Source organism: Leclercia sp. LSNIH1 (genome assembly GCF_002902985.1).
Classification (GTDB): Bacteria; Pseudomonadota; Gammaproteobacteria; order Enterobacterales; family Enterobacteriaceae; genus Enterobacter.
Genome location: NZ_CP026167.1, coordinates 321,641 through 341,781, shown reverse-complemented (window position 1 = coordinate 341,781; position 20,141 = coordinate 321,641). Strand labels below are relative to the sequence as shown.

20 protein-coding genes and 1 other RNA gene are annotated in these 20,141 nt (G+C 56.2%); 13 read left to right on the top strand and 8 right to left on the bottom strand.

The window, feature by feature from the left end:
* Positions 1–48 precede the first annotated feature (48 nt).
* A complete protein-coding gene (locus C2U54_RS01825; protein ID WP_103177152.1) occupies positions 49–477 on the top strand; it encodes a YhbP family protein in 429 nt (142 codons plus the stop codon).
* Here the strand turns inward: C2U54_RS01825 and C2U54_RS01820 are convergent.
* Positions 463–981, bottom strand: coding sequence for a type 1 glutamine amidotransferase domain-containing protein (locus tag C2U54_RS01820; RefSeq protein WP_103177151.1), 519 nt, complete (start codon positions 979–981; stop codon positions 463–465). The two genes, C2U54_RS01825 and C2U54_RS01820, sit on opposite strands and share 15 nt — an antisense overlap.
* Before the next feature lie 126 nt (positions 982–1,107).
* Between C2U54_RS01820 and C2U54_RS01815 the strand changes: the two genes are divergently transcribed.
* Complete coding sequence (locus C2U54_RS01815; protein ID WP_103177150.1) at positions 1,108–1,752, top strand: NAD(P)H-binding protein; 645 nt, start codon at positions 1,108–1,110, stop codon at positions 1,750–1,752.
* Positions 1,753–1,785: 33 nt separating this feature from the next.
* Here C2U54_RS01815 and dolP read toward each other — a convergent pair whose 3' ends face one another.
* The 4 genes from dolP to C2U54_RS01795 are packed head-to-tail and all read right to left on the bottom strand — an operon-like array spanning position 1,786 to position 5,453.
* Positions 1,786–2,361, bottom strand: coding sequence for a division/outer membrane stress-associated lipid-binding lipoprotein (dolP, locus tag C2U54_RS01810; RefSeq protein WP_103177149.1), 576 nt, complete (start codon positions 2,359–2,361; stop codon positions 1,786–1,788).
* A gap of 9 nt (positions 2,362–2,370) precedes the next feature.
* Complete coding sequence (gene diaA / locus C2U54_RS01805) at positions 2,371–2,961, bottom strand: DnaA initiator-associating protein DiaA (RefSeq protein ID WP_032614385.1); 591 nt, start codon at positions 2,959–2,961, stop codon at positions 2,371–2,373.
* 21 nt (positions 2,962–2,982) lie between these two features.
* On the bottom strand, positions 2,983–3,378 hold the full coding sequence (locus tag C2U54_RS01800; RefSeq protein ID WP_103177148.1) for a YraN family protein: 396 nt from the start codon (positions 3,376–3,378) through the stop codon (positions 2,983–2,985).
* Positions 3,336–5,453, bottom strand: a complete 2,118-nt coding sequence (locus C2U54_RS01795; protein ID WP_103177147.1) for a penicillin-binding protein activator — start codon at positions 5,451–5,453, stop codon at positions 3,336–3,338. Before C2U54_RS01795 ends, C2U54_RS01800 begins: the two co-directional genes overlap by 43 nt.
* A 62-nt stretch (positions 5,454–5,515) precedes the next feature.
* Between C2U54_RS01795 and rsmI the strand changes: the two genes are divergently transcribed.
* Together rsmI and C2U54_RS01785 are read left to right on the top strand one after the other, a co-directional pair.
* Positions 5,516–6,379 carry a 16S rRNA (cytidine(1402)-2'-O)-methyltransferase gene (gene rsmI / locus C2U54_RS01790; protein WP_103177146.1) on the top strand — a complete coding sequence of 288 codons (864 nt, stop codon included), beginning with the start codon at positions 5,516–5,518 and terminating at the stop codon, positions 6,377–6,379.
* Between the two features lie 4 nt (positions 6,380–6,383).
* On the top strand, positions 6,384–7,364 hold the full coding sequence (locus tag C2U54_RS01785) for a Fic family protein (RefSeq protein WP_103177145.1): 981 nt from the start codon (positions 6,384–6,386) through the stop codon (positions 7,362–7,364).
* Between the two features lie 127 nt (positions 7,365–7,491).
* On the opposite strand, the gene garD is transcribed toward C2U54_RS01785, so the two are convergent.
* A complete protein-coding gene (gene garD, locus C2U54_RS01780; protein ID WP_103177144.1) occupies positions 7,492–9,063 on the bottom strand; it encodes a galactarate dehydratase in 1,572 nt (523 codons plus the stop codon).
* A gap of 414 nt (positions 9,064–9,477) precedes the next feature.
* Between garD and C2U54_RS01775 the strand changes: the two genes are divergently transcribed.
* The 8 genes from C2U54_RS01775 to C2U54_RS01740 all read left to right on the top strand — a co-directional run bounded on the left by C2U54_RS01775 (position 9,478) and on the right by C2U54_RS01740 (position 17,960).
* Positions 9,478–10,812, top strand: coding sequence for an MFS transporter (locus tag C2U54_RS01775; protein ID WP_103177143.1), 1,335 nt, complete (start codon positions 9,478–9,480; stop codon positions 10,810–10,812).
* 15 nt (positions 10,813–10,827) lie between these two features.
* A complete protein-coding gene (garL, locus tag C2U54_RS01770; RefSeq protein WP_103177142.1) occupies positions 10,828–11,598 on the top strand; it encodes a 2-dehydro-3-deoxyglucarate aldolase in 771 nt (256 codons plus the stop codon).
* A gap of 31 nt (positions 11,599–11,629) precedes the next feature.
* The gene (gene garR, locus C2U54_RS01765; RefSeq protein WP_103177141.1) at positions 11,630–12,520 is read left to right on the top strand and encodes a 2-hydroxy-3-oxopropionate reductase; all 891 of its coding nucleotides are present in this window, start codon (positions 11,630–11,632) and stop codon (positions 12,518–12,520) included.
* 60 nt (positions 12,521–12,580) lie between these two features.
* Positions 12,581–13,726 (top strand): glycerate 2-kinase, encoded by a 1,146-nt coding sequence (garK, locus tag C2U54_RS01760; RefSeq protein ID WP_103177140.1) that lies wholly within the window; start codon positions 12,581–12,583, stop codon positions 13,724–13,726.
* Between the two features lie 32 nt (positions 13,727–13,758).
* An RNA gene (gene rnpB, locus C2U54_RS01755) (RNase P RNA component class A) lies at positions 13,759–14,136 on the top strand.
* A 473-nt stretch (positions 14,137–14,609) separates the two neighbouring features.
* Positions 14,610–15,020, top strand: coding sequence for a Spy/CpxP family protein refolding chaperone (locus tag C2U54_RS01750; protein WP_103177139.1), 411 nt, complete (start codon positions 14,610–14,612; stop codon positions 15,018–15,020).
* 282 nt (positions 15,021–15,302) lie between these two features.
* Positions 15,303–16,634 carry an amino acid permease gene (locus C2U54_RS01745; protein ID WP_103177138.1) on the top strand — a complete coding sequence of 444 codons (1,332 nt, stop codon included), beginning with the start codon at positions 15,303–15,305 and terminating at the stop codon, positions 16,632–16,634.
* Between the two features lie 21 nt (positions 16,635–16,655).
* Positions 16,656–17,960: an L-cysteine desulfidase family protein gene (locus tag C2U54_RS01740; RefSeq protein WP_103177137.1), complete on the top strand. Its 1,305-nt coding sequence runs from the start codon at positions 16,656–16,658 to the stop codon at positions 17,958–17,960.
* A 38-nt stretch (positions 17,961–17,998) separates the two neighbouring features.
* On the opposite strand, the gene C2U54_RS01735 is transcribed toward C2U54_RS01740, so the two are convergent.
* Complete coding sequence (locus C2U54_RS01735) at positions 17,999–18,700, bottom strand: pirin family protein (RefSeq protein ID WP_103177136.1); 702 nt, start codon at positions 18,698–18,700, stop codon at positions 17,999–18,001.
* A 105-nt stretch (positions 18,701–18,805) separates the two neighbouring features.
* On the opposite strand from C2U54_RS01735, the gene yhaJ reads away from it, so the two are divergent.
* Positions 18,806–19,702 carry a DNA-binding transcriptional regulator YhaJ gene (gene yhaJ, locus C2U54_RS01730; protein ID WP_103177135.1) on the top strand — a complete coding sequence of 299 codons (897 nt, stop codon included), beginning with the start codon at positions 18,806–18,808 and terminating at the stop codon, positions 19,700–19,702.
* 39 nt (positions 19,703–19,741) lie between these two features.
* Here the strand turns inward: yhaJ and C2U54_RS01725 are convergent, their stop codons facing one another.
* The gene (locus C2U54_RS01725) at positions 19,742–20,107 is read right to left on the bottom strand and encodes a DUF805 domain-containing protein (RefSeq protein ID WP_103177134.1); all 366 of its coding nucleotides are present in this window, start codon (positions 20,105–20,107) and stop codon (positions 19,742–19,744) included.
* Positions 20,108–20,141: the final 34 nt, after the last annotated feature.

Here is a 20,141-nt window from a genome sequence, read left to right as displayed (position 1 = left end):
GATTCAGTATGTTAAGGTGAGTGCACCTTAGCATGAGAGAGAAGCGAAATGGAAATTCTGGCCGCCATCAACCGCTGGCTGGCGAAGCAGCACGTGGTCACCTGGTGCGTACACCATGACGATGAGCTGTGGTGTGCCAATGCCTTTTACTATTATGACCCGCAGCGCGTCGCGTTCTACATCTTAAGCGAAGACAAAACCCGTCATGCGCAGATGAGCGGCAAACAGGCGAAAGTTGCAGGCACCGTCAACGGGCAGCCCAAAACCGTGGCGTTAATCCGCGGGGTGCAGTTCAAAGGGGAGATTCGTCGTCTGGAAGGAGAGGAAAGCGACGTGATGCGCAAGCACTATCTTCGTCGCTTTCCGGTTGCCGCTGCCATGCCAGCTCCGGTATGGGAGATCCGTCTGGATGAACTGAAGTTCACTGACAACACGTTAGGCTTTGGCAAAAAACATCACTGGCTACGCGCCGAGTAAGCGCAACGCCTCACGGTTAAAGGCGATAAGATCTTCTGGCGTCCGGCTGGTAACCAGCTGATCGTTATCGATAACTACCTCCTGATCGTGAAAATCGGCCCCGGCGTTTTTCAGATCGATGGCGATCGATTTCACGCCCGTCAGTTTACGTCCGCGCACAACCTCAGCGCTGATGAGCAGCTGTGGACCGTGGCAGATAGCAAAGACCGGTTTCCCGCTGGAGACAAAATCCCGGGTAAAGGTCACGAAACGCGTATCGCTGCGTAGCGAGTCCGGGGAGTGCCCACCCGGCAGTAACAGGGCGTCAAAGTCAGACGGGCTCACCTCATCGATGGTTTTATCGATGGTCACGTTGGCCTCGCCCTTATGGCCTTTTACCGTTTTGCCTGCCTCTTTTTCAATGGTGATCACCTCATGGCCCGCCTTACGAAACGCCTCGGCAGGTGAGGTAAATTCTGAATCTTCAAACTCGTCGGTAATCAAGACCGCAATTTTCTTGCTCATGCTTCCTCCGTTGTTTTGGCTTCAGACAGCTTTTTTCCAGCTTGTGGTAAATACTTAACGTTCAGACCACTAAGTGTGGTTGAGCGGCATGAAATCGCATACGGACTAATCTGCAAAGGAGGAGTAATGAGTCAGGTTTTAATTACCGGCGCGACTGGCCTTGTGGGTGGGCACCTGCTGCGTATGCTAATCCAGGAGCAGAAGATCAACTATATCGCCGCCCCGACGCGTCGCCCGCTGGGCGATATCGAAGGGGTGTTTAATCCCCACGATCCGCAACTGACCGATGCGCTGGCACAGGTTCAGGATCCGGTAGATACCGTCTTTTGCTGTCTGGGCACCACCCGGCGTGAGGCGGGCAGCAAAGAGGCCTTTATCCATGCCGATTACACGCTGGTGGTGGATACTGCGCTGACCGGCAAACGACTCGGGGCGAAGCATTTCCTGGTAGTGAGCGCCATGGGAGCTAACGCGCATTCACCGTTCTTCTACAACAAGGTGAAAGGCAAAATGGAAGAGGCCCTGATCGCCCAGAAGTGGGAGCGGCTGACCATTGTGCGTCCGTCAATGCTGCTGGGGGAGCGGGAGAAGCATCGCTTCAGCGAGTCGCTGTTTTCCCCGCTGTTCAGTCTGCTGCCCGGCAACTGGAAGTCTGTCGAGGCGCGGGATGTGGCGCAGGTTATGCTGCAGGAGGCGCTGGGTGCAGCACCGGCAGGAGTCAATGTTATTCCGTCGGCGAAAATCAGGGAGCAGGCGCAGGGAGAGGAATGAGCGCCCTCTGCCAGCGGCAGAGGGCGGGGGAGATTACTTGATGTAGGTGAAGGCGGTAGTCACGTGTTTCACGCCGCTCACCCGGCTGGCGATATCCGCCGCCGCTTTACCTTCACGCTCGGTCACCAGGCCGAGCAGGAAGACTTCGCTGTTCTCGGTGGTCACTTTCACGTTAGAGGATTTCACCTGATCGCTACCCAGCAGCTGGGAGCGCACTTTGGTGGTGATCCAGGTGTCATTTGAGGCGGCACCCAGGCCAATCGGCTGGCCCTGACGTATTTCGTTAAATACCTCGGTCGTCCCTTCTACACCCATCGCAATTTGCTTCGCGCGGGAGGCAAGTTCGGTATTCGGCGCCTGGCCGGCCAGTAAAACCTTGCCCTGATAAGCCGTTACGTTAATACGCGCTTCTTTCTTAATCTGTTGGTCTTTGGAGAGTGCGCTGTTCACGCGCAGTTCAAGGGTGCCGTCATCCACCTGCGTGCCCACGGTTCGCGGGTCGGTCGCGGCTTTGGTACTCACTGCGGCGGTACCCACTACCGCTGCAGCCACACATCCCTGAAGCAGCAGCGCAGAAATAAGGACTGCGAGGGGCGAAAGTGCCTTCATGTTTACTCCTTAATCATCCTGGTGAGGGAAAAGCGTGTTATCGATCAGATCGCATAAACAGTTCACCGTCAGCATATGCATCTCCTGAATGCGCGCGCTGCGGTGGGAAGGAATACGGATCTCAACATCATGCGGACCTAACAGCCCTGCCAGCTCACCGCCGTCGTAACCGGTCAGCGCAACGATGGTCATATCGCGCGTGACGGCCGCTTCCACGGCTTTCACGATGTCGCGGCTGTTGCCGCGCGTGGAGATGGCCAGCAGGACATCACCGGCATGCCCTAACGCGCGCACCTGCTTGGCGTAGATCTCATCATGAAGACGATCGTTGGCAATCGCCGTTAAGACCACGTTATCGGTATTAAGTGCAATGGCAGGTAAACTGGGGCGCTCTGTCTCAAAACGATTGATCATACTGGCAGCAAAATGCTGTGCGTTGGCGGCCGAGGTGCCATTACCACAACAGAGAATTTTGTTGCCGTTAAGCAGGGACTGAACCAGCGTCATCGCCGCGCGGGAGATGGCGTCCGGCAGCGCTTCTGCTGCTGCAATCTGAGTCTGAATGCTTTCCGTGAAGCAAACCTTAATTCTTTCGAGCACGGTATCCCTTAACGATCTGATTTACGCGTCTTCGCCGAAGGCGTTTTTGAACCATTCGATGGCGTTTCCGGTGAAGGCTACCACATCGAACCGGCAATCCACAGTGTCAAAGCTGCCATTATGCCGGGCAAGCCACAACTGGGCGGTGTGTAACAATTTTTGTTGCTTGGCCCGGGTCACGCTGGCGGCGGCCCCGCCGTAACGGGATGACTGGCGGTAGCGCACCTCAATGAACACGATGGACGGGCCGTCCTGCATGATAAGGTCAATTTCACCGCCGCGTCCGCGAACGTTGGCGGCGATAAAGCGCAGTCCTTTGCGCTCAAGCCAGCGACGCGCCTGTAATTCGCGCGCGTCGCCGGTCTGTTTGCGGGTTAACTGGCCGGAACGATCTGTCCCTGCTGGTATTTGAGCCATGATAACTTCCTGTTAATCACGCAGTCCTGAGTGGCGGTGAGATCGCCGGTATTGCCGTTAAGGGTAAAGCCCGGCACCTGGCGCATCTGGGTGAAGTGGTTCGCCAGCGCCCAGGCATCCACGCCCATGGCATACAGGCGCGCCAGCGAGTAGTCGTTACGCACGCTGCTGAGCGCCTGCTGCATCAGCTCTGGGTTTGCCCCTGCGAGCATCGGGATTTCGCTGTACTGCAGCCCTTCCATCTCAAGACGGAAGTCCGGGCCTGCGGTGCCCTGTGCGCTGCGTGAGCTGGCGTACAGCGACACGCCCGCCTGGCTGCCGTTACGCATGGCGATCATCGGTTTGATAAAGGCGATCTCTTCCGGGGTGGCGACAATGTAGGCCGCATCCACGTTACCGCCGCCGCTGATCTGCGCATCCGTTGGCGGAGCCGGGATAGTCAGACCACCAATCGTCACGCTCTGCTGCTGCGGCAGGCTGGCAGTCACCGGGCTACCGCTGAGGGCAATACCCGCTCCGCCGTTCACGCCTGCGCGCAGTTCTGAGGCTGAGCCAAATTTCTGCTGCAGGACGATGCCGCCACCCAGCTGTTGCCACTCCTGGGCAAAGGCAGTCGCGACGCGATCGCCCAGTTGGCTGCGCGGGATGAGCAGCAGAGGAGCCTGCTTACCTTGCTCATGGATATGGCGGGCCGCATCGCGGGCTTCGTCTTCTGGCGACAGGGCAAAGTAGCAGACGTTCGGGCGATTCTGCACCTGCTCCGGCTGGTTCAGCGCCAGCACGTTCAGCGGGGTGTTGCTTCTCACCAGCTCGTCCACGTTGTTTTTCAGCAGCGGGCCGACCACGATGCTGGCGCCATCCTGCTGCACCTGACTCAGCACCTGATCGAGCGGCTGGTTGCTGGTGTCATACACTTTTATCTCCGCAGATGGGTTACCCATGACCTGTGGTTGGGCAACGGTCTGCGTCTCTTGTGTCGTGACCGGAGTCTGCACCGGCTCCTGCACGTTACCTTCCTGTACGTTGCCTTCCGGCGCGGCGACAGGCTGAGGGGTGGCAGGGGCCTGCACCGGATTCTGGAGCGTGCCTGGCTGGGCAGCGACAGGTTGGGTCGCGGTCAGATCGTTGGTTTCGGCACTGGATGGGCTCACCACATCACCGGCATTAGCGGCCTGGGCGACCTGGGCGGGAACTGCGCTGCCCGCGACGGCGGCAGTACCGTTTCTCGCCGCTTCAAAACCCTGCTGGATCGTGCGGCCAAAGACGGCGGCCTGGCCACCTAATGGCAGCAGCAGGGCGATTTTGCTGGTGGAGGCTGGCTTGAAGTTCTGTACATTAACCAGTTGCGTTGGCAGCATGGTTGCGCCCGGGTTATTCGGATAGCGGGTTTGCCAGTCTTTAATTCCGGCCTTCAGCATATCCGGATCGTTGCGGTTATCGAACCAGACGCGCTGCAGATCCAGCCAGCCCTGCAGGATATTCTCGTCGGCGTTAATCACCAGCGCATTGGCCTGATCGGGGTTCATGGCGGAGAGCGTCTGCCAGGTGGCATCGATATTTTTCTGTTTTTCGGCAGCGGAGAGCAGCGGCTCCTGGGCGATCAACGCCCGCAGCAGCGTCAGGGAAGGACGCCCCTGCTCAGCGGCGATACCGGCCTGCCAGAAACGCGCCTGCTGATTTTTATCCAGCGCGCTGATGTCGATATTGCCGAGGAGCTTCTTAGCGCCGGCAGCATCGTTCTGCGCAATTTTCAGCTCGGCGGCCAGCAGGGACTGTTCGCGACGCTGGGTATCGGTCAGATCCTGCGGCAACTGGTTAAACAGATCGGTGGCATGCTGGGTTTTACCCTCTTTCAGCAGTGCACGAATGGCGAGTAATTGCCAGTTGATCCTGGTATCATTCGAGCTCTGCTCCATCTGGTGCAGATAGAAGCCGGAGTCAGCCTGGGCTGTACCCTCCATGTGGGCAGCACTTTGATCGGGCGCCTGTGTGCCACAGCCTGCAAAGAACAGGGCTGCCAGCACCAGCGGAAGGCTGCGCGTGGCTTTATTATGAAAAAACGTTAAGGGTACCATACTGTATCCAGTGATATTTTTTACGCAATGCTCAATATTAAATCGGCAATACGGATGAAACAATGAAACAACACGAAACGGCAGATAATTCTCAGGGTCAGCTATATATTGTACCTACTCCTATCGGGAATTTATCTGATATTACCCAACGTGCGCTCACCGTATTGCAAAGCGTTGATCTTATTGCGGCTGAAGATACCCGCCACACTGGCCTGCTGCTGCAACACTTCGCCATTAACGCCCGCCTGTTTGCCCTGCACGATCATAACGAGCAGCAAAAGGCCGAGACGCTGGTGGCAAAGCTGAAAGAGGGGCAGAACATCGCCCTGGTCTCCGATGCCGGCACGCCGCTGATTAACGATCCAGGCTACCATCTGGTCCGCACCTGCCGCGAGGCGGGCATTCGGGTTGTCCCGTTACCGGGGCCGTGTGCCGCCATTGCCGCCCTGAGCGCGGCGGGTCTGCCGTCTGACCGCTTCTGCTACGAAGGCTTCCTGCCCGCCAAATCCAAAGGTCGTCGCGACGTGCTGAAGGCGCTGGAAGCCGAACCGCGCACGCTGATCTTCTACGAATCGACCCACCGTCTGCTGGAGAGCCTGGAAGATATGGTCGCCGTCTGGGGAGAGGCGCGTTACGTGGTGCTGGCCCGCGAACTGACCAAAACCTGGGAGACCATCCACGGCCTGCCGGTTGGCGAGCTGCTGGCATGGGTGAAAGAGGATGAAAACCGCCGCAAGGGCGAGATGGTGCTGATTGTCGAAGGGCACAAGGCCGAAGAGGACGCCCTGCCTGCGGATGCCCTGCGCACCCTCGCGCTGCTGCAGGCTGAACTGCCGCTGAAGAAAGCGGCCGCGCTGGCAGCAGAGATCCACGGCGTGAAAAAGAACGCGCTGTATAAATATGCGCTGGAGCAGCAGGGGGAGTAAGCTCGTGAGCCGTTATCAACCGCCTTTTACGATTACGTCTGCAATCCTTAATCTGGTGGTTGAAACGGGAGAACTGCTGGGACACTGGGCTGCTTATACGGGGCGAGCTTCACCTCTGCTGCGTAAAGAGAATCGTATTCGTACTATCCAGGCGTCGTTAGCCATTGAACATAATTCGCTGACCACCGGGCAGGTGACCGCAATTATGGATGGAAAGCGGGTGCTGGCCCCGGCAAAAGATATTCAGGAAGTCAGAAACGCCATCCAGGCCTATGAGCACCTGAATATCTGGCAAGCCAGTCGTCTGAAAGATTTGCTGAGTGCCCATCGGCTCCTGATGAAGGGGCTCGTAGATAATCCCGGGCAACTGCGCCAGGGGGATGTCGGGATCTATCGTGGTAACCAACTGGTGCATATGGCACCTCCTGCATCTCAGGTACCTCGTCTGGTGGATGAGCTGCTTGGCTGGCTTAATGCCACAGACTTGCACCCGCTAATTGCCAGCTCTGTATTCCACTATGAATTTGAATTTATCCATCCCTTTGCCGACGGTAATGGCCGTATGGGGCGTCTCTGGCAGACTCTTATCCTCAGCCACTGGCGTGCCGAGCTGGCCTGGTTGCCGGTGGAAACGCTGATCCACTTTCAGCAAGAGCGGTACTACGCCATCCTTGGGCAGTGTGATAAAGCCAGCGATTGCACGGCTTTTGTAGAATTTATGCTACACAATCTTGCCGATGCGCTGCGTGAAAGTATCGCAACCCCGCATGCATTGTCGGAACAAATGTCGGAACAAATGTCGGAAAAAGAGGATGCCATCCTGCAACTTCTGATTACCCAGCCAAAAATGACAGCTTCTACCCTGGCCTCAATGCTCGGTGTAACCTCCCGTACGGTAGAACGCTACCTTAGCGCATTACAAAGCAAGGGTAAGGTACAACGGGTCGGTGCCAGAAAAGGTGGGTACTGGCAGGTCTTAAGATAGGCAGCGCTTGTCCCGTCAGACGATAATTACTTCAGATCGGCAAAAATTCGGAATGGCGAGCATCAGCCAGAACGAAAGGCAAAAAAAAGCATGGCCGAAGCCATGCTAAAGGAGGTTTACTGCAAACTCAGGTCACCGGGGCCGGGTTAAATACCGCCAGCTGGTTATGTAATCCCCATTGATCGGAGAAAGTCTTCTTACGTCCACTCGCCACGTCGAGGATGAAGTGGAACAGCTTCCAGCCCACATCCTCAATGCTCTCTTCGCCGGTAGCGATAGTGCCCGCGTTGATATCCATCAGGTCAAACCAGCGGTTCGCCAGCTCGGTACGGGTCGCCATTTTAATGACCGGCACCGCCATCAGGCCGTACGGGGTGCCGCGACCGGTGGTGAAGACCTGAACGGTGATCCCGGAGGCCACCTGCTGGGTACCGCAGACGAAATCACTGGCTGGCGTGGCGGCGTAGATCAGGCCACGTTTAGTCGGGCGCTGACCCGGAGAAAGCACTTCAACGATGGCGCTCTTGCCCGACTTAGCGATGGAGCCCAGCGCTTTTTCCACCACGTTCGCCAGGCCGCCTTTCTTGTTGCCCGGTGACGGGTTGGCGCTGCGGTCGGTCTTGCCCATGTCGAGATAGTTATCGTACCAGGCCATCTCCTCCAGCAGGCGTTTGCCCACCTCTTCGTTGATGGCGCGCGGCGTCAGGAGATGGATCGCGTCGCGCACTTCGGTCACTTCGGAGAACATTACCGTGGCGCCACAGCGCACCAGCAGATCCGAGGCATAGCCCACTGCCGGGTTGGCGGTCACGCCCGAGAAGGCATCGCTGCCGCCGCACTGCATTCCCACCACCAGCTCAGAGGCCGGGCAGGTTTCACGCTGGCGCTGATTCAGTTTTGCCAGATGGTGCTCAGCGACCTGCAGAATGTCATCCACCATCGACCGGAAGCCGACATGCTGCTCATCCTGCAGACGCACGATGCTGGCGTCATCCACCGGGATCGCCTGCACGTCTTCGGTGCCCTGGAGCAGTTTTTCGGGTTGCAGCTTCTCGCAGCCGAGGCCGATAACCATCACTTCGCCGCCGAAGTTCGGGTTCAGGGCGATATTGTGGATGGTGCGGATAGGGACAATTGCCGCCGGAGCGTTGATCGCCACGCCGCAGCCGTAAAGGTGGTTCAGACCCACCACGCCGTCGACGTTGGGGTATTTTGGCAGCAGATCGCGTTCGATGATCTTCACTACATAATCGACCACGCCCGCCACGCAGTGCACGCTGGTGCTGATGCCGAGCAGGTTTTTGGTGCCTACGCTGCCGTCCGCATTGCGATAACCTTCAAAGGTATAGCCTTCAAGCGCAGGTAGCGGCTCCGGTACGCGGGTTGCCAGCGGCAGGGTGTGCAGCGGCGGGGCTTCCGGCAGGGCAACCAGCGACTCATCAATCCAACTGCCCTGGGGGATGGCGCGCACGGCGTAGCCGATGACTTCGCCATAACGCACGATTTCGCCCTGCGCCGGGATATCCACCAGCGCCACTTTATGGCCCTGTGGAATATGCTCGATGAGTTCAAGTCCGTCCGGGAAACGCGTTCCGGCTTTTAACCCCTGATCGTTAACAATAATCGCCACGTTATCGGTCTCATGTACCTTAATATAAAACGCGGTCGGCGACGTTTGACGAATTTCGATGTCGGCCATTGTCCAGTATTCTCCAGCGCGTGGGGGATAATTAATTGATCAAAGAGTAACTATATTTTCTCGTTATAAAAAATAAAGACTCTGCTCAGTGGAATAAAGAATGTCAGGCATGGGGAATTAATAATGTGATCGCGATCACTCATTTATGACGGTGGCCTGCCCATAAGGGGAGCAATGGCGAAATCTGTGCATCAGCGCCCAGGGGTTTGTGCATATGCTCAAAATAATATTCACAATAAAGTTGATAATTGAGCAATGCGACAATGCGTGGTGGTGGGCGCTTGATTATACTCATTAACGCTTTCATGGATTTGGTTAATTAACCGTAATTACCTCTAATGAGCAAAATAATCAGGACTGCCTCTTTCTTAAAACAATAAAAATAATTTCATTGATGTACCAGAGGAAATAAATATGTTGCTGGATACTACCGTTGAAACTAAAAAGGGTTTCCCCACCCGTTATTTAATATTACTCATCATTTTTATTGTTACCGCTGTCAATTACGCTGACCGCGCCACGCTCTCTATTGCCGGAACGGAAGTCGCCAAAGAGCTGCAATTAAGTGCCGTGTCGATGGGCTACATCTTCTCCGCCTTCGGCTGGGCCTATCTGCTGATGCAGATCCCCGGCGGCTGGCTGCTGGACAAATTCGGCTCGAAAAAGGTCTATACCTACAGCCTCTTCTTCTGGTCGCTGTTCACCTTCCTGCAGGGGTTTGTCGATCTTTTCCCGCTGGCGTGGGCGGGCATTTCAATGTTCTTTATGCGCTTTATGCTCGGCTTCTCCGAGGCGCCATCCTTCCCGGCTAACGCCCGTATCGTGGCGGCCTGGTTCCCGACCAAAGAGCGCGGTACGGCATCAGCTATTTTTAACGCCGCGCAATATTTCTCGCTGGCGCTCTTCTCCCCGCTGCTCGGCTGGCTGACCTTCGCCTGGGGCTGGGAACATGTCTTTACCGTAATGGGTGTGATTGGCTTTGTGCTGACCGGTATGTGGGCGAAGTTTATTCATAACCCGACCGACCATCCAGGCATAAGCGCCGATGAACTGAAGTTCATTAAGGAGGGCGGCGCGGTGGTCGATATGGACCACAAAAAGCCAGGCGACAAAGCGGCCAGCGGTCCGAAGCTGCATTACATCAAACAGTTATTGTCTAACCGCATGATGCTGGGCGTCTTTTTCGGGCAATACTTTATCAACACCATCACCTGGTTCTTCCTCACCTGGTTCCCGATTTATCTGGTGCAGGAGAAGGGGATGTCGATTCTGAAAGTGGGCCTGGTGGCATCCATTCCGGCGCTGTGCGGCTTTGCCGGCGGCGTACTGGGCGGCGTATTCTCGGATCACCTGATTAAGCAAGGCAAGTCGATTACCCTGGCGCGTAAGCTGCCGATCGTGCTGGGTATGCTGCTGGCCTCCTCAATCATTCTGTGCAACTACACCAACAACACCACGCTGGTGGTCGCGCTGATGGCGCTGGCCTTCTTCGGTAAAGGGTTTGGTGCCCTGGGCTGGCCGGTCATATCCGATACCGCACCGAAAGAGATTGTTGGCCTGTGCGGGGGTGTGTTTAACGTCTTTGGCAACGTAGCGTCAATCGTCACTCCGCTGGTGATTGGCTATCTGGTCAGTGAGCTGCATTCGTTCAACGCGGCACTGCTGTTCGTAGGGTGTTCGGCGCTGATGGCGATGTTCTGCTACCTGTTCGTAGTGGGCGACATCAAACGTATGGAATTGCAGAAATAAGCAAAGGTATAAGCGATGAGTAACGATATTTTCCCAAACAAATTTAAAGCGGCCCTCGCGGCACATCAGATTCAGATTGGCTGCTGGTCCGCGCTGGCAAGCCCAATCAGCACCGAAGTGCTGGGACTGGCAGGTTTTGACTGGCTGGTGCTGGACGGTGAACATGCGCCGAACGACGTCACCACCTTTATCCCGCAGCTGATGGCGCTGAAAGGTAGCCACAGCGCGCCGGTGGTGCGCGTGCCGACCAATGAGCCGGTGATCATCAAGCGCCTGCTAGATATTGGTTTCTATAACTTCCTGATCCCGTTTGTGGAAAACGTCGAAGAGGCGGTGCAGGCGGTGGCCTCCACCCGTTATCCGCCAGAAGGCATTCGCGGCGTGTCGGTCTCCCATCGTGCCAATATGTTTGGCACCGTGCCGGACTACCTCGCCCAGTCGAACAAAAACATCACCATCCTGGTGCAGATTGAGAGCCAGCAGGGCGTGGACAACGTCGATGCCATCGCCGCCACTGACGGCGTAGACGGCATCTTTGTCGGCCCAAGCGATCTGGCGGCCGCCTTTGGCCACCTGGGGAACGCAAATCACCCGGAAGTGCAGCGCGCCATCCAGCACATCTTTGCCCGTGCCAAAGCGCACGGTAAGCCGTGCGGCATTCTGGCACCGGTCGAGGCTGATGCCCGCCGCTATCTGGAATGGGGCGCAACCTTTGTCGCCGTCGGCAGCGATCTCGGCGTGTTCCGCTCCGCCACCCAGAAGTTAGCGGATTCCTTCAAGAAATAACCACCACCACTGAATAAAGAGAGACGCAATTATGACACTGAAAGTTGGTTTTATTGGCCTGGGTATCATGGGTAAACCAATGAGTAAAAACCTCATCAAAGCAGGTTACTCACTGGTGGTTGCAGACCGTAACCCGGAAGCCATTGCCGAAGTGATCGCCGCAGGCGCAGAAACGGCCACCACGGCAAAAGCCATTGCTGAGCAGTGCGATGTGATCATCACCATGCTGCCAAACTCCCCGCACGTTAAAGAGGTGGCGCTGGGCGAAGGCGGCATCATCGAAGGGGCAAAACCTGGCACCGTGCTGATCGACATGAGCTCCATCGCACCGCTGGCCAGCCGTGAAATCAGCGAGGCGTTAAAAGCAAAAGGCATCGACATGCTGGATGCGCCGGTGAGCGGCGGCGAGCCGAAAGCTATCGACGGCACCCTCTCTGTGATGGTGGGCGGCGACAAAGCCATCTTCGACAAATACTACGACCTGCTGAAAGCGATGGCCGGCTCCGTGGTGCATACCGGTGAGATTGGTGCCGGTAACGTCACCAAGCTGGCAAACCAGGTCATCGTGGCCCTGAACATCGCCGCGATGTCTGAAGCCCTGACCCTGGCGACCAAAGCGGGCGTTAACCCGGATCTGGTGTATCAGGCCATCCGTGGCGGCCTGGCGGGCAGCACCGTACTGGATGCCAAAGCGCCAATGGTCATGGATCGTAACTTCAAGCCGGGTTTCCGTATCGATCTGCACATCAAGGATCTGGCGAACGCGCTGGATACCTCTCACGGCGTGGGGGCACAGCTACCCCTGACCGCGGCGGTAATGGAGATGATGCAGGCCCTGCGCGCAGATGGGCTGGGAACGGCAGACCACAGCGCCCTCGCGTGCTATTACGAAAAACTGGCGAAAGTGGAAGTTTCTCGCTAACAAAGACGGGCGCGGGAACGCGCCCGCTATTTTTGCCTTAAGCGGTAACAGGCTATAACTATGAAAATCGTAATCGCCCCTGACTCTTACAAAGAAAGCCTGTCTGCCACCGAGGTAGCGCAGGCGATAGAAAAAGGCTTTCGGGAGATCTTTCCCGATGCAGAGTATGTTTCGGTTCCCGTTGCGGATGGCGGGGAAGGCACGGTTGAAGCGATGGTTGCCGCCACCAATGGCACGATGCAGCATGCAGTAGTGACGGGGCCACTGGGCGAAAGTGTCAATGCCAGCTGGGGGATCTCCGGCGATGGCGTGACGGCGTTTATTGAGATGGCGGCGGCGAGCGGACTGGCACTGGTTCCTCCGGCACAGCGCAACCCGCTGATTACCACCTCCCGCGGGACGGGCGAGCTGATCCTTGCCGCACTCGATAAAGGTGCGCGCAATATCATTATCGGGATTGGCGGCAGCGCCACCAACGACGGCGGCGCAGGGATGGTTCAGGCGCTGGGGGCAAAACTGACGGATGCCAACGGCACCGAGATTGGCTACGGCGGTGGCAGCCTGATGGCGTTAAACAATATTGATATTTCGTTGCTCGATCCGCGTCTCAAAACCTGCGCGATCCGGGTGGCCTGCGACGTGAGCAATCCGCTGATCGGCGAGCAGGGTGCCTCCCGCATCTTCGGCCCGCAGAAAGGGGCAACAGAAGCCAATATCACCGAGCTCGACAACAATCTTTCTCACTACGCTGATGTGATTAATACCGCGCTGCGTATTGAGGTTAAAAATGTCCCCGGTGCGGGTGCGGCAGGCGGCATGGGCGCCGCGCTGATGGCGTTCCTCGGCGCGGAGCTGAAGAGCGGCATTGAAATCGTCACCCAGGCGCTGAATCTCGAAGAGCATATTCACGACTGCACCTGGGTGGTGACCGGCGAAGGGCGCCTGGACAGTCAAAGTATTCACGGCAAAGTGCCGGTGGGCGTGGCGCGCGTCGCCAGTAAATATCGCAAGCCGGTCATCGGCATCGCCGGCAGCCTGACCAGCGATGTCGCGGTGGTTCATCAATATGGCATCGATGCGGTGTTCAGCGTCCTGACCAGCATCAGCACCCTGGAAGAGGCGTTCCGCGGCGCGTTTGACAATATTTATCGCGCCTCGCGCAATATTGCCGCCACCCTGCGGGTAGGGATGCTCACCGAAGGGTGACAGCGGGGCGCAAACCCTCTATACTGCGCGCCGAAGCTGACCAGACAGTCGCCGCTTCGTCGTCGTCCCTTTCGGGGGAGACGGGCGGAGGGGAGGAAAGTCCGGGCTCCATAGGGCAGGGTGCCAGGTAACGCCTGGGGGGGAAACCCACGACCAGTGCAACAGAGAGCAAACCGCCGATGGCCCACGCAAGTGGGATCAGGTAAGGGTGAAAGGGTGCGGTAAGAGCGCACCGCGCGGCTGGTAACAGTCCGTGGCACGGTAAACTCCACCCGGAGCAAGGCCAAATAGGGGTTCACATGGTACGGCCCGTACTGAACCCGGGTAGGCTGCTTGAGCCAGTGAGCGATTGCTGGCCTAGATGAATGACTGTCCAACGACAGAACCCGGCTTATCGGTCAGCTTCAACTCTTCAGAAAACCCCGCTTCGGCGGGGTTTTTGCTTCTTGGCGGTAAGATGAATGACTGTCCAACGACGCTATACCCAAAAGAACGCGGCTTATCGGTCAGCTTCAACTCTTCAGAAAAACCCGCTTCGGCGGGGTTTTTGCTTCTTGGCGGTAAGATGAATGACTGTCCAACGACGCTATACCCAAAAGAACGCGGCTTATCGGTCAGCTTCAACTCTTCAGAAAACCCCGCTTCGGCGGGGTTTTTGCTTCTTGGCGGTAAGATGAATGACTGTCCAACGACGCTATACCCAAAAGAATGCGGCTTATCGGTCAGCTTCAACTCTTTAGAAACCCCGCTTCGGCGGGGTTTTTGCTTTCTGCCCTCATCCCGGCATTTACATTTAAAATTGTTTATATACTTCCTCACAGATCAACATCCGTAATTGAAAAATACTCCGGTTCTTCCCTGACAGATAATTGAGGATTGTGAGATGAAAAAGATTTTCCGGATCGCGCTGCTGACGGCAACGATGACAGGCTTTGCGGGTGTGGCGCAGGCGGCAGAAGTGACAACCGCACCGCAGCCTGCCCAGGATCCTATCGTTCAGCAATTAAAACTCAGCAGCGAACAGACCGCGAAAATTAAGGCTCTGCACCAGCAGCTGGAAGAGAACGTGCAGAAAATCCCGACCAGCGATGTGAAAAATGGCACGTTGATTGACGTGATCCAGTCCGGCAAATGGGATGAGAAGGCAGTGAAAGATCAGCTGGCTGCGTTCAGCCGCATTGAGGAGCAGGCGCGTTACTATCGCGTGAAATATTACTTCGATGTGAGCCAGGTCCTGACGGCAGAGCAGCGGGCAGAAGTCAGATCGCAAATCGCCCAGACTCTGAGCGAATAAGTTGTCATTAACGTACCAGTGCTCAACAACCCGCGCGTGTCGCGGGTTTTTATTCCTTGAAGTGCGTCACAATGAGAAAAGTAGCCCCACTTCTTTTTTAAAAAGAGTAACTTTTTCTTTTTTTAGCCAAAAACCCCACTAACGTTGTGATTTTTTTCTCTTCCTCTCCGGATATGATATTTCCACACGAATAACAAACGCCTGCACCTCTCTGGTCATTATCGCTGATGAGCAGATATCCATAAAAATAACTGTTTACCCTACAAAATAAGCGAGAGCCTAATGGATACGGCGACAAATAATAGCGTAATTGTGAGCGACTCACCGGCAGCAAGACGGGCTGGAATGAGTGAGAGTGAATGGCAAGAAGCGATTAAATTCGACAGTAATGATACCGGTTGGATAATTATGAGTATCGGCATGGCAATCGGTGCCGGTATTGTTTTTCTCCCGGTTCAGGTGGGATTAATGGGCCTGTGGGTTTTTCTGCTCTCTTCCATCATTGGTTATCCGGCGATGTATCTCTTTCAGCGCCTGTTTATTAATACGCTGGCGGAATCGCCGGAGTGCAAAGATTACCCGAGCGTGATCAGCGGTTATCTGGGTAAAAACTGGGGCATTCTGTTAGGGGCGCTCTATTTTGTCATGCTGGTTATCTGGATGTTTGTATATTCCACGGCGATTACCAACGACAGCGCCTCTTATCTGCATACCTTCGGCGTGACGGACGGTTTGCTGTCAGAAAACCCTTTCTATGGCTTATTACTGATCTGTATCCTGGTGGCGATCTCTTCCCGGGGTGAAAAACTGCTGTTTAAAGTCTCCAGCCTGATGGTGCTCACCAAACTGCTGGTGGTAGCGGCTCTGGGCATCTCAATGATTGGTATGTGGCACCTCTATAACGTTGGCGCGCTGCCGCCGATGGGGCTGCTGATCAAGAATGCCATCATTACGCTGCCGTTTACCCTCACCTCCATTCTGTTTATCCAGACGCTCAGCCCAATGGTGATCTCCTACCGCTCCCGCGCAAAATCGATCGAAGTGGCACGGTACAAAGCCCTGCGGGCGATGAATATCGCGTTTGGCATTCTGTTTGTGACGGTCTTTTTCTACGCGGTCTCTTTTACCCTCGCGATGGGGCATGAGGAAGCGGTCAAAGCCTATGAACAGAATATTTCCGCCCTGGCAATTGCCGCGCAGTTTATTAGTGGTGATGGTGCGGGTTGGGTAAAAATCGTCAGCGTTATTCTGAATATCTTCGCTGTAATGACCGCTTTCTTTGGCGTCTATCTCGGCTTTCATGAAGCGACGCAAGGCATTGTGTTGAATATCCTGCGCCGCAAATTGCCGGCGGATAAAATCAGTGAATCCACAGTACAGCGCGGCATTATGGTGTTTGCCATACTGCTTGCCTGGAGCGCCATTGTATTAAATGCTCCTGTGCTGAGTTTCACCTCTATCTGCAGCCCTATTTTTGGCATGGTGGGCTGTTTAATTCCGGCGTGGCTGGTCTACAAGGTCCCTGCGCTGCATAAATACAAAGGCGTGTCGCTGGTGATTATTATTATCACCGGGCTACTGCTTTGTGTTTCTCCTTTCCTCGCTTTTTCCTGATGTGCAATAAAGGTCGTAACGATGTCTGAACAAATAAACCCTTTATGGAACCTGTTTATTCACGCGGTGCAGGAAGAGGTTAAACCTGCCCTGGGATGTACAGAACCTGTCTCGCTGTCGCTGGCTTGTGCCATCGCGGCTGAACAGCTAAGCGGAGAAATCACGCAAATTGAGGCGTGGGTTTCACCGAATTTAATGAAGAATGGACTGGGTGTAACAGTACCAGGTACTGGCATGGTTGGCCTGCCTGTTGCGGCTGCGCTGGGGGCGATTGGTGGCAATCCCCGGGGCGGGCTGGAGGTTTTAAAAGATGCTTCGCCCGAGGCGATTGCCCGCGCTAAAGCGCTGCTGGCGGCAGGAAAAGTGCAGGTAAAACTGCAGCAACCCTGCGACGAAATCCTCTATTCCCGCGCCATTGTCTATGCCGGGGCGGAGTCGGCAAGCGTCACCATCGCGGGAGGACACACGCGGGTCGTGCAGATCAGCTATCAGGGCGAAACACGCTTTATGCTGGATGAGCAGCCGCAGAGCTCTGGCGGCGATCCCCTGAGAGTGCTGTCGAGCACGTCGCTGTCGCAGATCCTGGAGTTTATCGAGCATGTTCCGTTTTCCGCCATTCGTTTTATCCTGGAAGCCGGGCATCTAAACGACGCCCTCTCCAGGGAGGGATTAACCGGCAAATGGGGACTCCATATTGGCGCGACGTTGCATAGACAGCAGGCGCGCGGCTTTATCGACCAGGGGTTAGGATCGGAGATAATCATCCGCACCAGCGCCGCGTCAGATGCCCGAATGGGCGGAGCGAAACTGCCTGCGATGAGCAATTCCGGTTCGGGTAATCAGGGGATTACGGCAACGATGCCGGTTCTGGTCGTGGCGGAATATCTCCAGGCTGATGAGGAAAAACTGGCGCGGGCCCTGATGCTTTCGCACCTCTCGGCCATTTATATCCATTACCAGCTTCCTCGCCTGTCGGCATTGTGCGCGGCGACGACCGCGGCCATGGGCGCGGCAGCAGGTATGGCATGGCTGCTGGACGGGGGCTATAAGGCGATTGAGATGGCGATCAGCAGTATGATTGGCGACGTCAGCGGAATGATCTGCGATGGAGCATCGAACAGCTGCGCGATGAAAGTCTCAACCAGCGTCAGCAGTGCCTGGAAATCGGTAATGATGGCGCTTGATGATTGCGCCGTGACCGGCAACGAAGGGATTGTGGCGCACGATGTGGAACAGTCCATCGCCAATCTGTGCTCACTTGCATGCCGTTCAATGCAGGCAACGGATAAACAGATCATTGAGATCATGGCGGAGAAAGTCGCCTGAAATAACGGCCTCTCCTTGTACGGGGAGAGGCCGGCGGTTCAGACCGGCAAATCAATCAACAGCGCACGCAGCGGCGTATCGGCCACCAGGGTGATATTCGCCTCGTCGCGAATAAACGCACCATCTCCGCAGGTTAACGCTTCACGCTCCTCAGCGGGCGTCTGCGCATGTACCGTGCCGTGGATAGATTGCAGGTAGGCGCGCGGGCCGTGCAGCTGAAAACTCAGACGCTCCCCTTTATCCAGCTCGATATGATGCAGCCATACCTGCTGGCGGAGCTGCAGGCTGCCTGCGCTGCCATCTGGCGAGGCCAGCAGCTGCTGTTTGGCATCCAGCAGATCGATCTTCTGGAGCAGCGGATTTTCCCGCTCCGGGCAGGCATCTAACCACAGCTGCAGGCGCGTCAGCGTCTTATCTTTGCTGAGGTTATGCTCGCTGTAGCTGATACCGGGCTGAGTGGCTATCAGCAATGCTTCACCGGCTTTCGCCTGGACATGGTTGCCCTCGCTGTCGCGATACTCTGCTTCGCCTTCAAGAATCAGATTCAGGATATCCACTTTTGGATAAGTACGCGGCTGGAATGAGGCGCCGGGTGCGAGCACCTCCTGGTTCAGCACGCGCAAAGAGGCATAGCCCAGCAGTTTCGGGTCAAAGTAGTGTCCAAAGGAAAAGGTGTAGCGGGCCTGCAGCCAACCGAAATCGGCTTGTCCGCACTGTTTAGCTGTTCTTGTCGTAATCATAAAACTTGACCTCTCTTTACACTAAAACAATGGTAAAGGTATGGACGCTGCATTGTTAGCCAGATATTCTGCCCGGTATGTTCAAATTTCCTGAATGAGAACGCCATGGCTAAAGAGAGAGCATTGACCCTTGAAGCGCTGCGCGTGATGGACGCCATCGATCGTCGCGGCAGCTTTGCGGCGGCAGCGGATGAACTGGGGCGCGTACCCTCTGCCCTGAGTTACACCATGCAGAAACTGGAAGAAGAGCTGGATGTGGTGCTGTTTGACCGCTCTGGTCACCGAACAAAATTCACCAATGTTGGCCGCATGCTGCTGGAGCGCGGGCGCGTGTTGCTGGAGGCGGCGGATAAACTGACCACCGACGCCGAAGCGCTGGCCCGCGGCTGGGAAACGCATCTGACGCTGGTCACCGAAGCGTTGGTACCCACCACTGCGCTCTACCCGCTGGTGGATCGCCTGGCGGAAAAAGCCAATACCCAGCTTTCAATTATTACCGAAGTGCTCGCCGGGGCGTGGGAGCGCCTGGAGCAGGGCCGGGCGGATATTGTGATCGCGCCGGATATGCACTTCCGCTCCTCGTCCGAAATCAACTCCCGCAAGCTCTATACCGTGATGAATGTCTATGTCGCCGCACCGGATCATCCGATTCATCAGGAACCCGAGCCGCTGTCGGAAGTGACCCGCGTAAAATACCGCGGCGTGGCGGTGGCCGATACCGCCCGCGAGCGCCCGGTACTAACCGTTCAGCTGCTTGATAAACAGCCGCGCCTCACCGTCAGCACCCTTGAAGATAAGCGTCAGGCGCTGCTGGCTGGGCTGGGCGTGGCGACCATGCCGTATCCGTTCGTTGAGAAAGATATTGCCGAAGGGCGGCTGCGGGTGGTGAGCCCGGAATATACCAGTGAAGTGGATATTATTATGGCGTGGCGTCGTGACAGCATGGGCGAGGCCAAATCCTGGTGTCTGCGTGAGATCCAGAAGTTGTTCACCCAGAAGTAAATTGCAGGCCCGGCAGGCGCAGCGCCGCCGGGCAAACTATCAGTTGTTTAGCAACGGATCCGGCCCAAAACGGTTTTCACCTGGCGTACCGCGCTGGCAGTTGAAGATCAGAATAATGATCCAGCCCAGCACCGGGATAAGCACCAGCAGCAGCCACCACGCTGAACGGTCAGTATCATGCAGCCGGCGAAACAGCACGGCCCAAGATGGCAGAAGTACCAGCAAGCCATACACGGTGGTGAGAATGCCTTCGCCGCCAGCCCGCTCCCAGCCCAGCATCTTGTCGATCAGCCCCAGCACGCAGATCAGAATGAAGTTCACCAGGGTGAACATCCAGAACTCTTTGCGGCGGGCGCGCCCTTTAAACCCAATATAATTTCGAAGTACTTTCAGATACCAGTCCATTTCTTGTGGCCTCCGCAGCAATTAATTATTTGTT

What these genes read in the sequence shown, in the direction of transcription:
- garK (WP_103177140.1), top strand. Translation starts at nt 12,581, where the DNA reads ATGAAAATCGTAATCGCCCCTGACTCTTACAAAGAAAGCCTGTCTGCC.
- C2U54_RS01745 (WP_103177138.1), top strand. Translation starts at nt 15,303, where the DNA reads ATGGATACGGCGACAAATAATAGCGTAATTGTGAGCGACTCACCGGCA.
- C2U54_RS01740 (WP_103177137.1), top strand. Translation starts at nt 16,656, where the DNA reads ATGTCTGAACAAATAAACCCTTTATGGAACCTGTTTATTCACGCGGTG.
- C2U54_RS01825 (WP_103177152.1), top strand. Translation starts at nt 49, where the DNA reads ATGGAAATTCTGGCCGCCATCAACCGCTGGCTGGCGAAGCAGCACGTG.
- C2U54_RS01725 (WP_103177134.1), bottom strand. Translation starts at nt 20,107, where the DNA reads ATGGACTGGTATCTGAAAGTACTTCGAAATTATATTGGGTTTAAAGGG.
- dolP (WP_103177149.1), bottom strand. Translation starts at nt 2,361, where the DNA reads ATGAAGGCACTTTCGCCCCTCGCAGTCCTTATTTCTGCGCTGCTGCTT.
- rsmI (WP_103177146.1), top strand. Translation starts at nt 5,516, where the DNA reads ATGAAACAACACGAAACGGCAGATAATTCTCAGGGTCAGCTATATATT.
- garR (WP_103177141.1), top strand. Translation starts at nt 11,630, where the DNA reads ATGACACTGAAAGTTGGTTTTATTGGCCTGGGTATCATGGGTAAACCA.
- C2U54_RS01775 (WP_103177143.1), top strand. Translation starts at nt 9,478, where the DNA reads ATGTTGCTGGATACTACCGTTGAAACTAAAAAGGGTTTCCCCACCCGT.
- C2U54_RS01800 (WP_103177148.1), bottom strand. Translation starts at nt 3,378, where the DNA reads ATGGCTCAAATACCAGCAGGGACAGATCGTTCCGGCCAGTTAACCCGC.
- C2U54_RS01750 (WP_103177139.1), top strand. Translation starts at nt 14,610, where the DNA reads ATGAAAAAGATTTTCCGGATCGCGCTGCTGACGGCAACGATGACAGGC.
- yhaJ (WP_103177135.1), top strand. Translation starts at nt 18,806, where the DNA reads ATGGCTAAAGAGAGAGCATTGACCCTTGAAGCGCTGCGCGTGATGGAC.
- C2U54_RS01820 (WP_103177151.1), bottom strand. Translation starts at nt 981, where the DNA reads ATGAGCAAGAAAATTGCGGTCTTGATTACCGACGAGTTTGAAGATTCA.
- garD (WP_103177144.1), bottom strand. Translation starts at nt 9,063, where the DNA reads ATGGCCGACATCGAAATTCGTCAAACGTCGCCGACCGCGTTTTATATT.
- C2U54_RS01815 (WP_103177150.1), top strand. Translation starts at nt 1,108, where the DNA reads ATGAGTCAGGTTTTAATTACCGGCGCGACTGGCCTTGTGGGTGGGCAC.
- C2U54_RS01735 (WP_103177136.1), bottom strand. Translation starts at nt 18,700, where the DNA reads ATGATTACGACAAGAACAGCTAAACAGTGCGGACAAGCCGATTTCGGT.
- C2U54_RS01795 (WP_103177147.1), bottom strand. Translation starts at nt 5,453, where the DNA reads ATGGTACCCTTAACGTTTTTTCATAATAAAGCCACGCGCAGCCTTCCG.
- garL (WP_103177142.1), top strand. Translation starts at nt 10,828, where the DNA reads ATGAGTAACGATATTTTCCCAAACAAATTTAAAGCGGCCCTCGCGGCA.